18 protein-coding genes are annotated in these 20,413 nt (G+C 42.6%); 12 read left to right on the top strand and 6 right to left on the bottom strand.

The window, feature by feature from the left end; all coding sequences use genetic code 11:
• Positions 1-32: 32 nt before the first annotated feature.
• The 5 genes from AC1DXF_RS04155 to AC1DXF_RS04135 all read right to left on the bottom strand — a co-directional run bounded on the left by AC1DXF_RS04155 (position 33) and on the right by AC1DXF_RS04135 (position 6,815).
• Positions 33-593, bottom strand: a complete 561-nt coding sequence (locus AC1DXF_RS04155) for a carboxymuconolactone decarboxylase family protein (RefSeq protein WP_477446414.1) — start codon at positions 591-593, stop codon at positions 33-35.
• Positions 594-802: 209 nt separating this feature from the next.
• Positions 803-1,330 (bottom strand): hypothetical protein, encoded by a 528-nt coding sequence (locus AC1DXF_RS04150; RefSeq protein ID WP_477446412.1) that lies wholly within the window; start codon positions 1,328-1,330, stop codon positions 803-805.
• A gap of 265 nt (positions 1,331-1,595) precedes the next feature.
• Positions 1,596-2,372 carry a GLPGLI family protein gene (locus tag AC1DXF_RS04145; protein WP_477446410.1) on the bottom strand — a complete coding sequence of 259 codons (777 nt, stop codon included), beginning with the start codon at positions 2,370-2,372 and terminating at the stop codon, positions 1,596-1,598.
• 5 nt (positions 2,373-2,377) lie between these two features.
• Entirely contained in the window at positions 2,378-5,176 is a 2,799-nt protein-coding gene (locus tag AC1DXF_RS04140; RefSeq protein WP_477446408.1) for an outer membrane beta-barrel family protein, read from the bottom strand.
• Between the two features lie 334 nt (positions 5,177-5,510).
• Positions 5,511-6,815, bottom strand: a complete 1,305-nt coding sequence (locus AC1DXF_RS04135; protein ID WP_477446406.1) for an amino acid permease — start codon at positions 6,813-6,815, stop codon at positions 5,511-5,513.
• Positions 6,816-7,331: 516 nt separating this feature from the next.
• Here AC1DXF_RS04135 and AC1DXF_RS04130 point away from each other — a divergent pair.
• Together AC1DXF_RS04130 and AC1DXF_RS04125 are read left to right on the top strand one after the other, a co-directional pair.
• Positions 7,332-9,104 carry a PQQ-dependent sugar dehydrogenase gene (locus tag AC1DXF_RS04130; RefSeq protein WP_477446404.1) on the top strand — a complete coding sequence of 591 codons (1,773 nt, stop codon included), beginning with the start codon at positions 7,332-7,334 and terminating at the stop codon, positions 9,102-9,104.
• Positions 9,105-9,288: 184 nt separating this feature from the next.
• On the top strand, positions 9,289-10,599 hold the full coding sequence (locus tag AC1DXF_RS04125; RefSeq protein WP_477446402.1) for an amidohydrolase family protein: 1,311 nt from the start codon (positions 9,289-9,291) through the stop codon (positions 10,597-10,599).
• 95 nt (positions 10,600-10,694) lie between these two features.
• Here AC1DXF_RS04125 and metK read toward each other — a convergent pair whose 3' ends face one another.
• Positions 10,695-11,945, bottom strand: a complete 1,251-nt coding sequence (metK, locus tag AC1DXF_RS04120) for a methionine adenosyltransferase (RefSeq protein ID WP_477446400.1) — start codon at positions 11,943-11,945, stop codon at positions 10,695-10,697.
• 217 nt (positions 11,946-12,162) lie between these two features.
• Between metK and AC1DXF_RS04115 the strand changes: the two genes are divergently transcribed.
• From AC1DXF_RS04115 to AC1DXF_RS04070, 10 genes are all read left to right on the top strand, one after another.
• The gene (locus AC1DXF_RS04115) at positions 12,163-13,050 is read left to right on the top strand and encodes a diacylglycerol/lipid kinase family protein (RefSeq protein WP_477446398.1); all 888 of its coding nucleotides are present in this window, start codon (positions 12,163-12,165) and stop codon (positions 13,048-13,050) included.
• Between the two features lie 5 nt (positions 13,051-13,055).
• Positions 13,056-13,391 carry a translation initiation factor gene (locus tag AC1DXF_RS04110; protein WP_477446396.1) on the top strand — a complete coding sequence of 112 codons (336 nt, stop codon included), beginning with the start codon at positions 13,056-13,058 and terminating at the stop codon, positions 13,389-13,391.
• Positions 13,392-13,786: 395 nt separating this feature from the next.
• Positions 13,787-14,620: a MotA/TolQ/ExbB proton channel family protein gene (locus tag AC1DXF_RS04105; RefSeq protein WP_477446394.1), complete on the top strand. Its 834-nt coding sequence runs from the start codon at positions 13,787-13,789 to the stop codon at positions 14,618-14,620.
• A gap of 96 nt (positions 14,621-14,716) precedes the next feature.
• Complete coding sequence (locus AC1DXF_RS04100; protein WP_477446392.1) at positions 14,717-15,340, top strand: ExbD/TolR family protein; 624 nt, start codon at positions 14,717-14,719, stop codon at positions 15,338-15,340.
• A gap of 6 nt (positions 15,341-15,346) precedes the next feature.
• The gene (locus tag AC1DXF_RS04095; protein WP_477446390.1) at positions 15,347-15,892 is read left to right on the top strand and encodes an ExbD/TolR family protein; all 546 of its coding nucleotides are present in this window, start codon (positions 15,347-15,349) and stop codon (positions 15,890-15,892) included.
• 36 nt (positions 15,893-15,928) lie between these two features.
• Positions 15,929-16,759, top strand: a complete 831-nt coding sequence (locus tag AC1DXF_RS04090) for an energy transducer TonB (RefSeq protein WP_477446388.1) — start codon at positions 15,929-15,931, stop codon at positions 16,757-16,759.
• 4 nt (positions 16,760-16,763) lie between these two features.
• Positions 16,764-16,994 (top strand): hypothetical protein, encoded by a 231-nt coding sequence (locus tag AC1DXF_RS04085; protein WP_477446386.1) that lies wholly within the window; start codon positions 16,764-16,766, stop codon positions 16,992-16,994.
• Positions 16,984-17,904: a PstS family phosphate ABC transporter substrate-binding protein gene (locus tag AC1DXF_RS04080; protein ID WP_477446384.1), complete on the top strand. Its 921-nt coding sequence runs from the start codon at positions 16,984-16,986 to the stop codon at positions 17,902-17,904. The genes AC1DXF_RS04085 and AC1DXF_RS04080 overlap by 11 nt, the downstream gene beginning before the upstream one ends.
• A gap of 12 nt (positions 17,905-17,916) precedes the next feature.
• Positions 17,917-19,635 (top strand): tetratricopeptide repeat protein, encoded by a 1,719-nt coding sequence (locus tag AC1DXF_RS04075; protein WP_477446382.1) that lies wholly within the window; start codon positions 17,917-17,919, stop codon positions 19,633-19,635.
• Positions 19,636-19,895: 260 nt separating this feature from the next.
• The gene (locus AC1DXF_RS04070; RefSeq protein ID WP_090651790.1) at positions 19,896-20,267 is read left to right on the top strand and encodes an NADH-quinone oxidoreductase subunit A; all 372 of its coding nucleotides are present in this window, start codon (positions 19,896-19,898) and stop codon (positions 20,265-20,267) included.
• Positions 20,268-20,413: the final 146 nt, after the last annotated feature.

The following is a 20,413-nucleotide window of genomic DNA, read 5'->3' as shown; positions in this document are numbered from 1 at the left end:
TGATTTGGTTTTAAACTAATTAGGATAACGGTTTATTTTTTTAAGTGATCATAGCCCTGTGGCAGGCGGGTATAACCATGGTTAACCAGGCGGTCGGCCAGGATGTTATAGTACCCGGCATCGGCGGGCAGCGCGGTGGCCAGGCCGTCAACATAACGGTTGTATAGGCAAAACAAAGCAGCAATCAGTACGGTATCATGAATTTCGATGTCGGTTGCACCGGCAGCTTTAGCCCGGTCTATTTCGGCGGAGGTTACATTTTTACCGCTTTGGCCGGTTAACTTGGCAATGGTGAGCAGGGCTTTCATTTTCTCGCTCACAGGTGCGGTCTCGATGTTTTCTTTGATCTTTTGGGCGGTATCATTTTCGCCTAAATACAGGTCGGCAGCGGCAGTGTGGGCAGTGGTACAAAACTTGCACTGGTTGCCGTGCGATACAATGGTAGCTATCAGCTCACGGTCACCCTCGGATAGGGTAGACGGGCCGCGAAGCAAAATTTGGGTCAGGTCGCGAATAGGTGCAGCACTTTCTTTGCTGTATTCCAACAGGCCGGTAATGCCTGGTAAATGAGATTCAAGAGGGATATAAGGCATTTTAATTTGAGGATTTGAAAATTTGAGAATTTGAAAATTGCCGGAAGGAGATTTAACCTATTGAGGTTCTTACAGCGCCATTGTCGCGTTTGTGTCCCTGGCTAAATACGAGGAGCGCAAACAGTGTTAAAACTGGCGGCCAGATTCAATAAAGGCAAATCAATGGTACTAACAGCACCATCCGGAAAAAATGAATTAAAAAGAGGGTATTAGCAGTTGGCTTTTGGCGGTTGTTCAGGAATGTCCTGGTAGTAATAAACCAAGGGCTGTACGGGTTGTACAACGCTTTTTTGTAAAGTTTTTATAGGGCAATTAAACTCAATTTGTGTAAAGGAGAAACTGATGTTTTCCTGCACAATAGTTTTGCCGTATGGCACATGATCTTTTTGTGGTACCGGGATATCTTTAACGCCTTTAGCGTTAACTACATTTTTATCAATATGTTGGGTAGTTTCGTAATTGGGGATGCACATGAGGTGTAAACCGGTGCGTGTCATCTTCATTTTTACGTAATTATAGTTGGTATTCCCAAACTGGATTTGCCCTGCAATGTTCTCGAAGTTTTTCCAATCGTGAATATTAGGCAGGTTAACCGGAATAATTATCTCTGTCAGATCTTTGATATTGTAAAGACCTTTACGGGTTTGCTCGGTATAAAATTTATCTGTTTTGTAAACCAAATATTGGTGAAATGCCAGCTGCCCGCCAATATTTAGCAGGTGAACGTTTAGTAACATCAAGGCAATAAATTTTTTCAATCTGGCTTATGTACAAAGAGTTGTTTAAAGTTGTGACTTTAAAACAAGCTTTCAAAATTTTATTTAATAATATCGTAAATACTTCCATTTGTTGTTGGCCGTTAGTGCCAATGCCCTTGCTATTTCATCCGCCATTTATTAAGCAGGTTGTATGGCCAATGGTGGGGCTGCATGTATAGCATGTAAAACACAAACACCCCGCTATGCCGGGCATAACAGGGTGTTGCTTAAGTTTATGATCAGGTTATAGGACGAAGGCTTTTAAATAAGCGTTGGCATAAGTGCCCCAATCTTTCATTACATTTTTTAGAGTAGCGGTCAGTTGCTGGTTGTTTACCACTTTTCCTTTTTTGGGCGGCGTAAGCGCTTTGTCGTCCACCGGCACTTCGTTTACTTTGGTGGCAAACCAGGTTACGTTTTCATGCGGCAGGGCAAGGCCCAATATCATCCCGGGAAGGCCGGTAAAGCTTTCTGGTCCGCCAGGTACGGCAATGTCGTCGGCATAAAACGCTACCACATAAATAGAGTCCATAATCAGGGCGTTGGCACGGCGGCAGGTAAAGCCGGCTATTTCGCGGGTTTCACTGGTTATCTTCCAGTTTATTTTGCGCAGGGTGTCTTTTACCAGGAAGTTTTGCTCAAAAACCTTTTTCTGATTGATGCTTAAGCCCGTGGTTAAATCGTCGGCAATGGTATTTACCTGGTTTACTACAGGGCTTTCGCCAAAAAAACCATTATCGGGCGCATCAGATTCTATAGGCGTAAACAATGTTTTGTTATTGGCAAAAGTTAACGTGCTTTTAAGTTTTTTAAACTGTGGTTGTGTTTTTTTATAAGAGTCAAAAGCAGATCGAAGAAAGTCTTCATTGTTTTTATTGATCTGCTTTTCAAAAAAAGCAAACATGTTTACAGTCTTTTCAAACTCGATGGTGCCGTTCATGGTAAAATGCTTGTTTTGAGCAAAAACGGTGCTGCTGCCAAAGGCAATTATACAGGTGGTAAGTATTATAAGGTTTTTCATAGCGCTTATTTTTTAGGTGCTGCCCCGCCGCCAACATGGTTAAAATCCCAGGTAAGTGATAGCATAAAATATCTTTTAATCGCGGTATATCTTTCCTGCGTTAGTATCCCGGCAGATCCCGACCGGTTGTACCCTTTATTTTGGTTAAGCAAGTCGTTGCCGCTTAAAGTTATTTTAATGCTTTCGTCCTTCATAAACGCTTTGCTGATGTTGGCATTCAGTGTAGTACGTTTAAAATCTTCGGGGAACGATTGCGTTTTGGCGTTGTATTGGTAATTACAATCGGAACCTATGCCGAATTTTGCAGGTAAATAAATATTAAACCCGCCATTGGCATTAAACCCGCTGCCATTATTATTTACGTTTGATAAAAGTGATGATGAGTTAAGCGTATAAGATGGGCCGGCAGATGCCCACACGTTATATTTTTTTTGCTTGTACTTTGATAAGTTAAAATTGGCCGAGTAGGTGTACGAAGTGGTTTTATTGAGTTTATTGTTCGACATGTTATAATAGGTATTGCCATTGGCATCGGCACTTATTCCGGCGTTGATATCGCCAATTGGAATTTTGCGGCCATAGTAAATATTGGCATACATATTAACCGTTTGCTTATTGAGGTTTGACGATTGAAAAACACTTTTGCCGGTTAGGGTATCAGTAAGCACGTTACTCACAATTGGGTTCATGGTGTTGCTGTATGAGCCGCCTACATACAACGACTGATCGCTGATTACCTGGTACGAGTTGTACCACAATGAAAAACGGTTGGTAAATGACGGCTTAAGATTGGGGTTACCCAGCGTGATATTGAGCGGATCGGTATTTACCCTTACCGGCTGAATCTGGTCGATATTTGGCTGCGAGGTATTACCGTTGTAGCTGATGCGGATGGATTGCTGCTGCGAAAAACGGTATTGATAGGTGGCCTGCGGAAACCAGTTCACAAAATTCCGGGTACGTGAATTGGCATCATTAAACAAATCAATCTGTTTAAAATTAACTGTCGCTACTTTTGAGCCAAAGTTGAAAGTGGCCTTTTTACTTTTATAGTTAAAATTTAAGCCAAACTGGTTCGAGAGTTGGTTCAGCTTATAATTATTACTCAGCGAATCAATTTGCACGTTGTAAACGCCCGGGGCCGATTGGTTATAAGAGCGCCTGTCTGAGGTGCCGTTATTCACGTTGATGCCGTAATTGATTACCGCCGAAAACTTTTTAGATAGCGGCTCGGTGTAGGTTACCGTCGAGCTTAATACATTATTTTTAGTTTGGGTGGTTTTACGCTGATCTATGGCCTGCGTACTGGTTGCATTTTCCAGTGTATCAAAAAACGCGGTGTTCGATTTTAAGAAGCCCTTCGCGTCGCTTTCATTATAGGCTTCGCTGATGTTTACAGATAGCGTGCGGCCTACTCTTTTAAATTTTTTGGTGTAAAAAGCGCTTGCATGAAATATTTTGTCAGTAACATCATTGTTTACAGTGCGGTTGTTGGTGTTCAGCTTAGTACCGTTTTGGCGTAAGCTTGTCGAGGCGTAAGTATTATCAACCTTGCTGTGTTTATCAGTTCCGTCTACCATCAGCTTTAAATTTGATGTTGTATCCAGCTTTACCTGGTACGTTAAATCAAGCTTTTGACGAAACATATATTTATGAAAACTCTGGTCGGAGTTGCTGTTGATAAAATTACCCGGCAGTGTATTTTGGGTTAAGATGTTTTTCGTCCCATCCACATCAAGCGAGCCTATTTTATAATTTGCGTTGATGGATTGTTTATCAGCATTCCATTTGGTATCATAATGTGCACCGGCGGTGCGTGCCAATGGGATACCCTCGCCTTCAAACCTGCCATTCCAGCTGTCAAGGTCGCTTTCACCGCCACCTCCGTTAAAGAATAAGCCGCCATCGTCGCTAAACTCCAGGCCGGTGCCGCCGTATTTATTTTCGTCTCTCCAGCCGAGGCCTATCTTACCGGTATTGCCTATAGTACCGTAAACCGAAAACTTTTGCCTTCCTTTAAAGCGGTTAAACATCAGTTGTTCCTGGTAATATTTATCGGTACCGCCTTCGGCGTCCAGTTTGCCAAAGTAGCCGTTCTTTTTATCCTCTTTAAGCTTAATGTTGATGGTTTTATTCTTTACCCCGTCGTCAATACCGGTAAATGCGGCCTGGTCGCTTTTTTTATCGTAAAGCTGTACTTTATCTACCATATCTGCACGCAGGTTTTTGGTAACCAGGGTAGGGTCATCGCCAAAAAATTCTTCGCCATCAACCAAAACCTTGCTTACCGTTTGGCCCTGGGCGGTAATTTTACCATCCTTATCCACCTGGATGCCCGGAAGCTCCTTCAACAGGTCTTCTACTTTGGCGTTCGGTTGCACGGTAAATGCCTTGGCATTAAATTCGGTGGTGTCGCCTTTAATTTTAACCGCCGCTACCTGGGCTTTTATAATAACCTCTTTAAGCAGCTGCGTTTTAAGTATCATGCCTATGCGGCCAAAATCGTGTGTGGTATGTGCCGAATCGAGTGTAAAACGCTCCACAAAATCGGCATAACCAGCGTAACTTATCAGCAAAATGAATTTACCTTTTTTTAGGTTATTGATGGCAAACTGGCCATCGCTTACCCTGGTGAACTTTTGCAGGATAGAATCTTTGACATTTAAAACAGCAACTGTAGCGTTGGTTAATTTAGAATTTGAAGCCGTATCGGCAACCGCGCCTTTGATAGAATAGGTATTTTGTGCAAAAACGGAAGCTGTACCAAGCAGGAGTATTATTAGTGCAGTAATTGTGATTTTCATAAGGTTATTTATGGAAACCAAGGTATAACTAAGTTTTTAGTAATCAAAACGATTTAACATTTGCACCTGTATATTTAACATTTAAAGCTCGCAATTTAACACTTGATATTTTTTAAAAATATGTAGACAATTGATTTTCAAGATAATAACGGATGTTGGCTTGCAGTGTAATAATATTATTACAATTTATTTAATACCGATAGCTAAGGAACTAATAGTGAAGGTACAAAGGAGTATAGGTGGCAGCTGGGTGCTACGTAAGTTGATAGTAATAAGTCGTAAAGCCGATTTTTTGGCTTTTAATTAAGTATTATCCGTCAGTGAGCGATATTACCTATCGCTCCTTATTTTTTTGATAGGCTGCCCAAACGTAAAACGGCACGCTCATCATAAGCAAAACAAAGCCGTAATAAACGGCGTCTTTGCCGGTGCCAACAATATTCCATAGTGCGTAGCCAAATGCTACCATGGCCAAAACTACGGCGCCCAACCAGCCATCTGCCTGTTTGTTTTTTACCCTGATGATAAGGTAGGATGCTGCCGATAGCAGGTAGGGAATAAGCATTGACAGCAGCGATAGCAAGAGTAAAAACCTGAATTGCTCAACAAATCCCTTAGCGTAATTCATGCTCATAAAAATAGAAACCAATGTGCTGCTGAGCAGGATGCCCATATAAGGCACGCCCTTTTTATTTTGTTTGCTAAATATGGCAGGGAATAATTTATCCTTAGCAACGGCAAAGGGCATTTGGCCCTGCATCAGTGTCCATCCGTTAAGCGCGCCAAAAGCGGCAATAGCAACCCCCGCGCTTACCCAATAGCGAATGTTATTGCCGTAAATTATAGCAGCTGCATCGGCATAAGGTGTTTGCGATTTTTCCAGTAAAGCGGCAGGGATAAGGCCCATTACGCTTACGCTGCCTAAGATATATACCAGGGTTGCAATTAACAAACCCAGCAAGGTAGCACGGGGTACCGTTTTTTCGGGGTTATCAACGCTTCCGGCGGGTATGGTGGCACATTCGATGCCGATGAACGAAAACAGCGTCATGGCCGCAGTGGCGCTGATGGCGTTATAGGTAGTTGTGCCGCTGCTGTTAAATGGGGTAAAGTTTTTGGCCTGTATAAAAAACAAGCCGCCAAATGCTACGAGTACCAGTGGCAAAATCTTAAGTATGGTTGTTACCAGTTGCCATTTGCCGCTGGTTACAACGCCCCTTGTGTTAATATAGGTAAGCAACCATATTGCACAAAGGCCGGTTGCCACCGCAGGCAGGCCGCTTGCCAGTGCCGGGAAAAACGTACTTAACGCACTTACCAGCGATTTGGCAATGGCAGCGCAGGCGCATGACGTAGATAGAAAATATCCCCAGGCCACCAGGAAGCCGGCAAAATCGCCCAGCCCATAACGTGTAAACGCATAAGGGCCACCTGTAGCATGCGGCATTAGCTTACTCATGTTACTGAAAACTTTTGCCAGGAAAAACGAGCCCACTGCCGAAAATACCCAACCCAACAATCCGATGCTCCCAAAGTCGGCCATAGCGGCAGGCATTAAAAAAACACCTGCGCCTATCATATTGCCCACCACCAGGGAGGTGCTTGTCCATAGGCCTAATTTTTTTGGGGAGTTGGGCATTGTTGTAAATAAAATTGAGGATGATAAGATAGGGTTTTTATTAAATACTGCTGTAGTAATTGAATGTGAGGGAAGGGAAATAGCTTTTAAAAGTTGATCCTGAAGAAGGGTAGCTCCTATGGAGCAAAAAAGGTTAAACTAATCATGTTCTACAAACAGGTAGCCTCTACGAGGCAAAACAATGCTAACCAAGGTGGGTGCCTCGTAGAGGCTACCTGTTTGTAGAAATAATATCTAAATTTCTTTTATGCCCCGTAGGGGTTACCTTTCTCAGCATTAAAAAATGCGACTACATGAGGTAAAAAAGTTTAAAGCCGATTTCCCTGAATGGGAGGGTTGACTTTGGCCGGTTGTTGATTTGGATAAGCGGCCATAACTATATAAAAACATATACTGTTTGGCCGCCTGTACTAGCAAACCAAATAGCAACCTGAATTTTCTTTAAACATTTCCAGCCCAAATTCCTTTTACTACCGGCAAATACCTGCTGCTGATTATAGTCAGCATAATCCCTGCATGAAGAATTGTAATTTTTTAGGAGCGAAAAAAACGGCTGGCATGCTGCTAATGGCAGCAATTGTGGTGATAACGCTTGGCTTCGTTTTAACCAACACTACTGATAAAATGTTAACTGCCGATCCTGACAACGGCGGCTTATTTTTGCCCGGTAACTTTAAGGCTGTAATAGCCATTGATAGCCTGGCCGGCAGGGCACGTCACCTGGCCGTAAATACCAATGGCGATATTTATGTAAAACTCCGTTTTCCCGATTCTGTTGGGGGCAACGTGGCAGCACGGGATACCAATCATGACGGCAAGGTAGATACGATAAAAAAATTTGGCAACTATGATGATAAAGGGTCTTATGGTACCAGTATGCGGGTGCATAAGGGCTACCTGTATTTTAGCTCGGAAATAAACGTTTACCGCACCAAATTAAATCCCAATACACTGGTGCCCGATGGCCCGCTGGAATTAATATTGCATGATACCCATGGCGAGCACGAGCACGATGCCAAGCCACTGGCTTTTGATGATGCCGGGCACATGTACGTGGCCTTTGGCGCGCCATCCAACGCCTGCCAGGAGCAAAACAGGGTACCCGGTTCGCCGGGAATTAAAGGCTGCCCTTTGCTGCAGGACTATGGCGGCATCTGGCAGTTTGATGAGGCTAAACCCAACCAGCAACAAACAGACGGGGTAAAGTATGCTACCGGCCTGCGCAGTGTAGTGGCTATGGATTGGAACACGGCCGATAATTGCCTGTATGTTGTTGCCCATGGCCGCGACGACCTGCGTTTGTTGTTCCCTAAGAAATTCAGCGCCTGGCAAAGCGCTGTTATGCCTGCCGAGGAATTTTTAAAGATAAAACAAGGCACCGATGCAGGCTGGCCATATTATTACTACGATCCCATTAAACACAAAAAGCTATTAAACCCCGAGTATGGCGGCGACGGTATAAAAGCGGGTAATGGCGCCAGGTACGCCCAGCCATTGATTGCCTTCCAGGCGCATTGGGCACCTAATGATTTGTTGTTTTATACCGGCAACCAGTTTCCGGCACGATATAGGAACGGTGCTTTTGTGGCTTTTCATGGTTCAACCAACCGGTCGCCATATCCGCAGGCGGGCTTTTTTGTTGCTTTTGTGCCCTTTAAAAATGGCGTGCCAACCGGCAGGTGGGAAATATTTGCCGATGGTTTTGCCGGCCGCAATACCGTGGTAAGCGTAAGCGACGCACTTTGCCGCCCCATGGGTTTATCAATGGGCCCCGATGGTTCATTATATGTAAGCGATACCGAAAAGGGTAGGGTATGGCGCATTTTTTACCAGGACGATAAAACCAAATTCACTAATGCCATGCTTGCCAAAATGGAGTTGCGCAAAAAACTGCCCAATTTTAAAATACCCGACCAGGCACGCGGTAATATTGCAACCGGGATGCTTAAAGGCGGGGCCAAAATATACACAACTTATTGCGCCAGCTGCCACCAAAAAAATGGCCGGGGCGATGGTAATCTTTTCCCTCCGCTGAGTGGCTCCGAATGGGTAACAGGTGGCAAATACATGGAAAAGGAGCCTGCTATCAGGGTATTATTAAGTGGCCTGCAGGGGCCGGTTACAGTTAAAGGCAAACCCTATAACAGCGTTATGCCCAAACATGATTTTTTAAGCGATGCCGATATAGCCAGTGTACTTACCTATATCAGGAGCAATTTTGGCAACAACAGCAGTTTGGTTTCCGCATCTGAAGTTGGAAAAATACGGGCGGGATTGCCGGGTAAATAGCCTGGCGTTACCGCTATTTTCGCGCTATGGTTGCTAAGGCCGCTTCTGCTGTTTCAAGCTGACTGCCGGCATGGGGCTGTAAAAAAGTAAACAAAAGAGGAACGCATTTTAAATGTTATCTTGCGTTGTTCCTAAGCTCGTTTTAACATAAGGCTGCCGGGAAGATAATTTGCTATATTCTACAATGAAAAAACTCATCGTCCTTGCCTTATCAGTAGTCCCTTACTTTGCTTCGGCACAAACCACGCAGAAATACCTTATCAAAACGGGGAAGCTATTTGACAGCGAAACCGGTCAATTTAAAATAGGACTGGATGTATTGGTTGACGGCAATAAAATAGAAGCGGTAAAAGCCGACAGGGATTTATCCGGTGAAGATAAGAAAGACCGCGAACTGATAGATCTTTCTAAATACACAATTCTTCCCGGCCTTATCGATTCACACACGCATTTATTATTCAGGGAAGAGTTGCAGGCAGGCATGGACTTTTCGACCTTATCTTTAGAGAAAGTATTAACTCAGCAGGGCGATGCATACCGGGCCATTTATGGTGCTGTAAGGGCAAAGGCTTATCTGGAAGCGGGTATAACATCTGTACAGGATTTGGGTAACTCGGGTAAGTTTGCAGATATCGCCTTACGCAAAGCTATTGAAGACGGGTTGGTTATTGGTCCGCGGATGAGTTGCGCCGGGCAGGGATTATCCAGCGAGGGCGGACAGTTACCTGGATTGATTTACCAGCACAGGAATATAGCCGATGACGAATACCGAATTATAACCAGCGCCGACGATGCCATACAGGCCGTACGCGAAAACGTTACCCAGGGAGCCAATGTAATTAAAATTTACTCTAACAATACCCCAAACCGTACTGCGCTTTCTGTTGATGAAATGCGCGCGATTGTAAAGGAAGCGCATCGTTATAATTTGCGGGTTACCGCCCACGCAACGGATAACCAGGCGGTATATAACGCGGTAATTGCCGGAGTTGATGGCATTGAACATGGTTACAAGGTAAATGACAGCACCCTTATGCTTATGGCTAAAAAGAAAGTGATCCTGGTACCTACCGATGGCGATAGTACCATATATGCCAACTACGCGGCGATAGCCTATCCCGGCGATAAAAATGTAACACCCCAATTAAAAAAGATGACAGATGCCCAGGCCAACCGGCTGCAGCGAGCATTAAAGTTTGGCGTTACAGTGGCCGCAGGGTCTGATGATTATATTGATGTGCATCTGCCTTATTCGGCATTTTCCAAGCATACGCTTATCGGTTATCATGAGGAGGGTGTAAGCATCCCGCAACTGCTGCAGTTTGCTACTATCAATGCTGCCAAACAACTTAATATGCCTAACAAGATAGGTAATCTGAGGCAAGGCTTCCTGGCCGATATTATTGCGGTAGATAGTAATGTAGATACAGATATCCATGCCATCATGAACGTACATTTTGTGATGAAGGACGGCGTGGTGTATGTGAATAAATAAACAGGGTTGGTATTTATTTTTATTGAATTTTATCACAAATGATTAGTGGTCGTTTTAGTCGAAACGGCCGCTAATCATTTGTGATAATCAAGTGTTTACAAGCCAAAAGCTGCTTTTACTTTATCTACGTAATCCAGCTTTTCCCAGGTAAACAACTCTACCTCGCGTACCAACTCGCTGCCGTCATGGGCAATAAAGGTTTTGGTTACGGTTTCATTTGGTTTACCAAAGTGGCCGTAAGCTGCGGTCTCGCTATAAATAGGGTTACGCAGTTTAAAGCGGGTTTCAATAGCGTAAGGGGTCATGTTAAATACCTCTTCTACTTTTTTCGCTATTTCGCCGTCATGCAAAGCAACTTTGGCAGTGCCGTAGGTGTTTACGTAAATACCCATAGGCTGGGCAACGCCAATGGCGTATGATACCTGTACCAAAACTTCGCTGCACACACCGGCAGCAACCAGGTTTTTGGCTATATGGCGGGTTGCGTAAGCAGCAGAACGATCAACCTTTGAAGGGTCTTTGCCAGAAAAAGCACCGCCACCGTGTGCGCCTTTGCCGCCATAAGTATCCACAATAATTTTACGGCCGGTTAGGCCGGTATCGCCATGTGGGCCACCTATAACAAATTTACCGGTTGGGTTAATGTGATATTTAATCTGATCGTTAAAAAAGTGCGCATATTTTGGATATTTTGCTTCAACGCGAGGGATCAGGATGCTGATAATATCCGAACTGATTTTGGCCAGCATCGCTGTTTCTTCGTCAAAATCGTCGTGTTGGGTTGATATTACGATGGCATCTATACGCTGTGGCTGGTTGTCATCGCTATACTCCAGCGTAACCTGCGATTTTGCATCCGGGCGAAGGTATTTGATCTCATTGTTTTCGCGGCGGATGGCGGCAAGCTCTATTAATAAAGCATGGGCAATATCCAATGCCAGGGGCATATAGTTGTCAGTCTCGTTGGTGGCATAGCCAAACATCATGCCCTGGTCGCCGGCACCTTGTTCTTCAGGTGCTTTGCGTTCAACCCCCTGGTTAATATCAGGCGATTGCTCGTGAATGGCTGATAGTACGCCGCACGAGCTGCCATCAAACATATATTCGCCTTTGGTGTAACCAATTTTGTTAATTACCTCACGGGCTATTTTTTGCACATCTAAATAGGCTTTTGATTTTACTTCGCCGGCTAAAATTACCTGCCCGGTAGTTACCAGTGTTTCGCAGGCTACTTTTGAATTGGGGTCGAATGCTAAAAAATGATCAATCAGCGCGTCTGAAATCTGGTCGGCAACTTTATCCGGGTGTCCTTCTGATACGGATTCAGAGGTAAATAAATATGGCATATAAACTTTTTATACAATTAATTTGAAACAGCCAAGCGGGGATTTTTGAGGGATCGTAGTAAAAAGAAGCATGGGTATTAGCACTTTTTTACGTGGTTGCAATCCTTTCCTTTTGATAAAGGGTATTAAATCAGTCCACTTTCGGGTGGCAAAAATAAAACAAATTTTACAAAGCCGAAAATACATTTACTTTTGATACTTTAAATAATACAGATAATTGAAACGTAAAGCGTTGTTTATAATAAACCCCATAGCAGGGGGCAAGAAGAAGGATGGGGTGCCGGAGCTGATAGATCAACACCTTGATAAAAATGCATTTGATTACCATATAATATACACCGATGGTGTTTCGCACGCGCAGCAGATAGCCACCGAAGCGGCGGGTAAGTTTGATATTGTAGCCGCTGTTGGCGGCGATGGTACTGTTAATGAAATTTCATCGGCTATAGTAGGCAGCACTACCGCGCTGGGCATTGTGCCTTTTGGTTCGGGTAATGGTTTGGCGCGTTTTTTAGGCATCCCCATGGATACTGCGGCATCTATTAAAACACTGGGTGGTTATAAGGTTGAAACCATCGATTCGGGGCTGATGAACGGCCAGCCTTTTTTTAATATGGCTGGCATGGGGTTTGACGCCCACATAGCCGAAGTATTTTCGCATGGCAAAAAACGGGGTTTTTTAACCTACATCAAATCAACCATGCAGGAGATCATGAGTTACCAGCCTAAAAAATATTGGCTCGAAATTGATGGCAAAAAATATGAACGCGATGCTTTTATTATAAGTATAGCCAATTCATCGCAATGGGGCAACGATGTGCATATTGCCCCCAGGGCATCGGTACAGGATGGTTTGCTGGATATTTGCGTAATCAGCAAATTCCCGGTTTGGCGACTGCCTGAGATTGGTGCGCGGTTAATGCTGAAAACAATTGAGGCGTCAACATATATCGAAATTATAAAAGGGAAGGACATTCATATTACAAGGCTGGGCCCGGGGCCAATACACCTGGACGGCGAGCCGCAGGTGATGCAGGCCGGTTTACATATTAATATAGTGCCAAAGTCGTTAAAGGTTATTGTAGGGCCGGGCTATAAAAATTAATAATCATGGCAAAAAAGAATTTTACAGGGGTGGTTTATTCCACCAACCCCGATTTTGAATACCAGGAAAATGGCGGGCCTAACGCGCAAACGCTGCCTCCGCAACAACAAAACCTGAAAATATACCTCGACCGTAAAGGCGGCAGCAAACTGGTAACCAGGGTGAGCGGTTTTATAGGCACCGATGCCGATTTGGAGGCCATTGGCAAAAAATTAAAAACAAAATGTGGGGTAGGCGGTTCGGTAAAAGATGCTGAAATATTGATACAGGGCGATTTCAGGGATAAAATACTGATACTGTTACAAACCGATGGCTATAAAGTAAAAAAAGCGGGCGGATAGTTTATAAGTGCTTCATAGCCTATATATTAGGCGGCATCATAGCGTATTTTATACACTAAAACATCATTTTAAACCGGTTATTGCAACATAACAATTAAAGCACATAACATGTGTGTAACGAAATAGTAGCATAAATTTTATCACTATTGCTTGATAATATTAAAAAAAATGGTTTTCATTGCAAATAATTGTAGTGGCAACACACAATAATTTATCGGTATTACGTTATTTATATCCAATTGCACACAAAATGTAATTTGGTATTAAAAAATTGTAAAGAATAATATAAATGGTTTTTTTATTTCAATAAAATTCTATTTTTGTTATTCGCATTTAAAAGCACATTTAACTAACTTATAACATAAACAAAAACTAAAACTAAAATTTTAAAAGTAATGGCAAACGCACCAACAAAACCAACTACTCCTGTTAAACAAGAAAGCTCAAGTGCATCTGGCATATTTGCTTCTTTAACTATTCCAATTTGTATAGTAGTAGCAATTTGTATTTTTATATTCATACTTGGCGATCCGAGTCACTTTAAAGGCGGCGATCCCAAAGCTGAACCTACAGATATCTATGGTACCATACATAAAGGTGGTGTGATTGTACCTTTGATCATGTCTTTTTTATTAATGGTTATCGTTTTCTCTATCGAGCGTTTTGTGGTAATTGGCAAAGCATCAGGTACAGGCAGCGTAGATTCATTTGTTAGAAAAGTACAGGCAGCCCTTAACGCAGGCAATATCGCAGCTGCATCGGCTGAGTGCGATAAACAAAAAGGTTCTGTAGCAGCAGTTATCAAATCGGCATTGAAAAAATATGGCGAAATGGAAGCTGAGCCAAACCTGGATGTAGATCAAAAAACATTAGCTATCCAAAAAGACATCGAAGAAGCAACAGCTTTAGAAATGCCAATGTTAGAGCAAAACTTAACCATTATTGCTACATTAGTATCTATCGGTACATTAACAGGTTTGTTAGGTACGGTTGTAGGTATGATTGGTGCGTTCTCGGCGTTAGCAACTTCTGGTGTGCCTAACCAGGTTGAACTATCTGCCCACATCTCTGAAGCGTTGATTAACACTGCATTTGGTATCAGTACTTCAGCTATCTCAATTATCATGTACAATGTGTTTACATCAAAAATTGATAAACTGACTTACGCTATCGACGAAACTGGTTTCAGCATCGTGCAAACATTTGCTTCGTCACATAAAAACAAATAAGAATATATAAGTATTTAGTTTTTTGCCCTAATTAATAAGTATCCGGCAAAAGATTTTGTAAAAGTTTAATACTATATATTTTTAAAAGAAATTAAAATGGCAAGGATAAAAGTCCCAAGAAAGAGTACAGCAATCGACATGACCGCCATGTGCGACGTGGCGTTCCTGTTGCTAACTTTCTTTATATTAACTGCAAAACCAAAAACCGAAGATCCGGTACCTATTGATATACCAAGATCTTCTATCCAGCAGCCGGTGCCTGAAGCTGACTTTGCTACAATATCTGTAGGATCTCAGAAAGCGTTTTTCGGAGTTGAGGGAACAGATATACGCAAACAAACTTTAACCCAAATGGGAGAGATCTACAAAGTTTCTTTTACCCCCGAGGAGTTAAACAGGTTTTCAACTATGACGTCTGTAGGTGTGCCCTTTAACCAAATGAAACAATTTATTGCTTTAAGTGCAGATCAGCAGAAAAAGTATGTTCAGCCAGGTATCCCAAGGGATTCTGTAAGCAACGAATTGTTTAACTGGATCCGTGAGGCCCGTAAGGCTACCGTTGCATTGCACAACGTGCAACTGCGCGTGGCTATTAAAGGTGACAGCAAAGAAGCGTACCCGGTTATTAAGGATGTTGTAGGTATTTTGCAAAAGCAAAAAGTTAACAAGTTTAGTTTAATAACAGATCTGGGTGCTGCCGGCGGCGCGCCTAAAAAATAAAGAGTCATGGCAGAATTAGATACCTCCGGGGGAGGCAAACACAAAGGCGGGAAGGTTAGAAGTAAAAAGCAATCAACCCGTGTAGATTTAACCGCAATGGTTGATCTTGCATTCTTGCTGATTACTTTCTTTATCATGACCACAACATTGGCCAAATCAAAAGCGATGGACCTTGCAATGCCTGATAAGGATGAGAAAACTAAAGATCAGTTGCCTATCGCAGCTTCACGTTCATTAACCCTTTTGTTAGGCAGCGATGATAAACTGGAGTGGTACCTGGGCGAGCCAGGAAAATCGGCTCCGGAAGTTACGAATTACAAACCGGATGGTTTGCGTAAGCTGCTGATTGAAAAAGGTAAAGATGTGCAGGCAAAAACAGGCAAGGTTATGTTTGTTGTGATAAAACCAAGCGATAAATCAAAATACAAAAATATGGTAAGTGTTTTGGATGAAATGGCTATCACTAACATAACAATGTATGGTATCGTTGATATAACAGCTCCTGAAATTGAATTGCTGAAAAGGGAGAATATTTACAACGATAACAAATAATTTTAAATAACGTTAATTACTATTAAAGCGTAACAGATGTTCGGATCAAAATTAGACATATTAGATCAGAAATGGATCGACGTTGTTTTTAATAGCAGGAATAAGAACTACGGTGCTTATATTCTAAGAAGAGAAAATTCAAAGACCACTTCAAGGGCACTTATTTATGCCATTGTGTTTTTTGTTTTGGTTGTTTCTATGCCTACTATTATAGCGAAGATCAAGGGATTTATCCCCAAGGCTGATGACAAGGTGAAGATAACAGACGTAGTGCTGTTACCGCCACCACCCGTGGATCAAACCAAAAAACCACCTCCGCCGCCACCAGAACCACCAAAACCAAAAGTTGACCAGGTGCGTTTCCCGCCTCCGATTGTAAAACCAGACAATGAGGTTAAGGAAAAAGATCCGCCAACGGTGAAGGAACTCCAGGTGGCCGACCCTGGTCAGAAAGATCAGAAAGGTGATCCTAACCAGGACATCAGAATTGATGAGCCGGTAGGTAATTCAGATATTAAGCAGGTTGTTGAGGAAGACCCTAATAAGATCTTCGCGTCAGTTGAAAATTTACCTGAGTTTCCTGGAGGCCAGGATAAATTTATCGCTTACCTGAGCAAAACTATCCGTTACCCTGCTGTTGACCGTGAAAACGGTACACAAGGACGTGTAATTCTTACTTTCGTTGTGGAACGTGATGGTTCGTTAACTGATATTAAGGTTTCAAGAAGCCTTAGTCCTGGTACTGATGCCGAAGCTGTTCGTGCGTTAAAATCATCGCCAAAATGGAAACCGGGTATTCAGAATGGCCGCCCGGTACGTGTACAATATAGTGTACCGGTAAGCTTTGCGTTAGCTGCCGATAATTAAGACAATGTCAATTAATTTCAATAAAGAGCAAAAATCGCCCAAAAGGCGGTTTTTGCTTATTTTAGGAACTGCCGCATTTATTTGCTTTATAGTTTTAGGCTTAATGATCATGTTGTGGGACAGGCTCCCGTTACAACTGGAGCCATACCAGCGGAAGCTTTTCGGGGGTTTTATAATTATATACGCCGTTTTGCGTTTCTCAAGGGTGTTTAGAAAAGATAAAGATGAAGAATAGCTTTACAATTAAATGCGTTTTTTTTGTTCTTGCGGTATTGGTGATACAAGCCTGCCAGCCCCGGGTTAAAGAAAAATCGAGTAGCGATACTTTTTATACAGGCACGGTTAAGTTTGTTACCGATGAATCTTTTGCACCAATCATCGGACAAGAGGAATTTGTATTTAAGAGCAGACATGCCGATGCCAACCCGATATTTTTGTACCGTCCGGAAAACCAGGCAATTAACATGTTGCTAAACGACAGTGTCCGTTTGGCTTTTTTGGCCCGTGACTTGGATACCGCTGAGCGAAATGTTATCATAAGGCATGGTTTAAGTGTAAATTCACAACGTTTTGCCGTTGATGCTATAGCATTAATAGTTAATAAAACTTCAGCTGATACGTTAATTACTGTAAGCACGTTAAAGAAAATGTTGAATGGGCAGGGCGATTTGAATAAAATAATTGTTTTTGATAACCCAAATTCGAGTTTGGTAAGATATTTGAAAGAGTTTTCTGGTAACAAGGAGTTTAAACAAAAAAACATTTACGCCCTTAAATCAAACAAAGAGGTTATTAAATACGTTAGTGAACACCCGGACGCCTTAGGCATCACTGGTTTTAGCTGGCTGAATGACCCGGGTGAAGATATTGCTGCTTTTGCAGACAATGTTAAGATTGTAGCAGTTAAGGATGAGGGCAATAAGCAGTACCCCAACGAGTACTTTAAACCTTCGCAGGAATCGCTTGTCTTAAAGCAGTATCCCTTGAGTAGAGGGTTGTACCTGGTTAATAGTTCAAGCAAAGTTGGTTTGGCCCTCGGTTTTGCAACATTTTTAGGAAGCGATGTAGGCCAGCGCATAATATTGAGATCGGGTTTGTTACCCGATTCGATACCACCGAGAGAGATAATTTTAAAAAGTAAATAATAACTAAATTAGATGAAAATGATCAGTAAAATAGCTAAGGCAACATTAGGACTGGTATTAATAGGTTCATCATCAGTTTTTGCGCAAAGTCTAGCCGACGCCAAAAAAGCTATTGACGCCGAACAATATCAAAAAGCCAAATCGATGCTTAAAAACCTTACGACCACGCAGGCCGATAAGGACGAGAATTTCTTTTACCTGGGTTGGGTGTACATCAAACAGGATTACACCGACTCGGCTAAGGCGGCCTTTAACAAAGGTATTGCCGTAAACCCAAAATCGGGGTTAAACTATGCCGGTTTAGGTGCTGTTGCCCGTTTAGATAAAGACAAAGCAGGCGCAACAACAAACTTTAACCAGGCCGTAGCCCTTGCAGGTAAAAACGCGAAGCCTTACGTATTTGTGGGTAAGGCTTATTTACTGCCGGTAACTGCGGATGGTAAAGTATCTGTTGACGATGCGAGCGCTGCAATTGCGGTGCTACAAAAAGGCAAGGTAGTTGCTCCTAAGGATGTGGAGCTATTGATTACTTTAGGTGATGCCTATGCTTCACAAATTAAAAGTAACGAGGCTTACCAGGCTTATTCAGATGCATCAACTATTGATCCTAAAAACGCTGCTGCCAAAGTAGCAACCGGTGTTTTGTGGAGATATGCCAATAACTTTACAGATTCGGAACAACAGTTTAAAGATGCATTGGCTATCGATCCTAACTATGGTCCTGCTTACAGGGAATGGGCCGAAACAGATAACCGTTGGGCAAGTACAGACCCTAAAATGGCATCTGAAAAAATCAAAGCCGCGGTTGAGCAATACAAAAAATTCATCAGCTTAACAGATCAGTCGCCAGAATCGCAAATGCGTTATGCCGACTTCCTGATTAGTGCCGGTCAATACGCCGAGTTACAGCCTGTGGCTGCTGACCTGGTTAAATCAGTAAGATCAAACTTAAGGGCTTATCGTTACCAGGCTTATGCAGCTTACGAGAATAAAGATTATCCGACAGCTTTAACCGCGATGAATACCTGGTTAGCAAAGGCAGAGCCAAAAAGGATTGTACCACGTGATTATTTATACCTTGGCCGTATTCAAATGGCATCTGGTCAAGATTCCGTTGGTATCAATACTTTAAAGAAGGCTTTAGAACTCGACTCAACGCAGACTGATGTTTATGGCGAAATTGCTAAGTCACTTTATGGCCAAAAGAAATATAAAGGGGCAGGTGACGCTTATGCAGCCTTTATCGCTAAATCAAGAAAAGCCACCCTTAACGATTATTTACGTGAAGGAACAAGCTACTATTTTGCTTATCAGGATCAATATTTTAGCAAAGCTACGCCAAAACCTACACCAGATTCGACCTTGCTGACCAAAGCCGATTCGGCATTTAGCTATATTCAGCATAAAGCTGCAAATCCTATAGGGGCTGTGGCTATATTTCAGGCTCGTGCTAATGACTACAAAGAGGCTGATCGTAATAACATAAAAGGATTTGCAAAGCCATATTATGAGCAATATATCCAAATAGTTACAGCTAAAAGCCCTGTTGCCGATGCAGATAAAAAGAACCTGGCCGAGGCTTATGCTTATTTAGGTGCCTTCTATGAGTTTAAGGAGAAGGACGACGCTAAAGCCGCTGAAAACTATACTAAAGCAAGGGATAACGATCCTACTAATAAACAAGCTGCCGCTTACTTCTCCCGTAAAGGTGGAGCTGGTAAAAGCAAGTAGTTTTTAGAATCAAGAGATAAGATTCAAGAGTCAGGATGGAATTGCACAGCAGTTCTCGTCCTGACTCTTTTTTTGCGCGAGGCTTAAGCGTTAACACAAAAAGCGGGCGATGTTGTCGCCTGGAAACTTGCGAAGTTTTTAAAACTTCGCAAGTTTGATTTACGGTACGCAAACTGCTGATTTTTTGTCTTAACTCTTGATTCTTGACTCTTGAATCTAATAAGGCTTTTTTATTATCAATCCATTAGTATATTTGCAGCATGGAAGCACACAGTTTACCGGGTAGCTATTTGCCCATTATATTTCAGATGCTGGTGGCGTTAGGATTTGTTGTTACTACCATGTTTGTAACACATAAAATTGGCCCTAAACGTAAAACAAAAGATAAGCTTACGCCCTTTGAATCGGGTATCGAGGTGGTGGGTAATGCCCGTACACCTATTTCGATCAAGTATTTCCTGGTAGCCATCCTGTTTGTATTGTTTGATGTGGAGGTTATTTTCATGTACCCATGGGCAGTTAATTTTAAAGCCATGGGCGAGCAGGGAATGATAGAGATGTTCATTTTCATGGCCACACTTTTGCTGGGCTTTATCTACGTTATTAAAAAGGGCGCCTTAGACTGGGATTAAGCCCCACCTAACTGCGGAGCAGCATGAACACATTTATTAAATAAATTAAAATGTGAATAATCCTCCCCGGTAGGGAGGACTTGGATATGCTGCTTTAAAATCTTGTTTTAAAGTCTCCCCTACCGGGGGAGATTTATAGGGGGTTG

This window comes from Mucilaginibacter sp. P2_A5, from assembly GCF_056404995.1.
The sequence above is the reverse complement of the archived record's forward strand: the minus strand, read 5'-3'. Positions and strand labels throughout refer to the sequence as shown.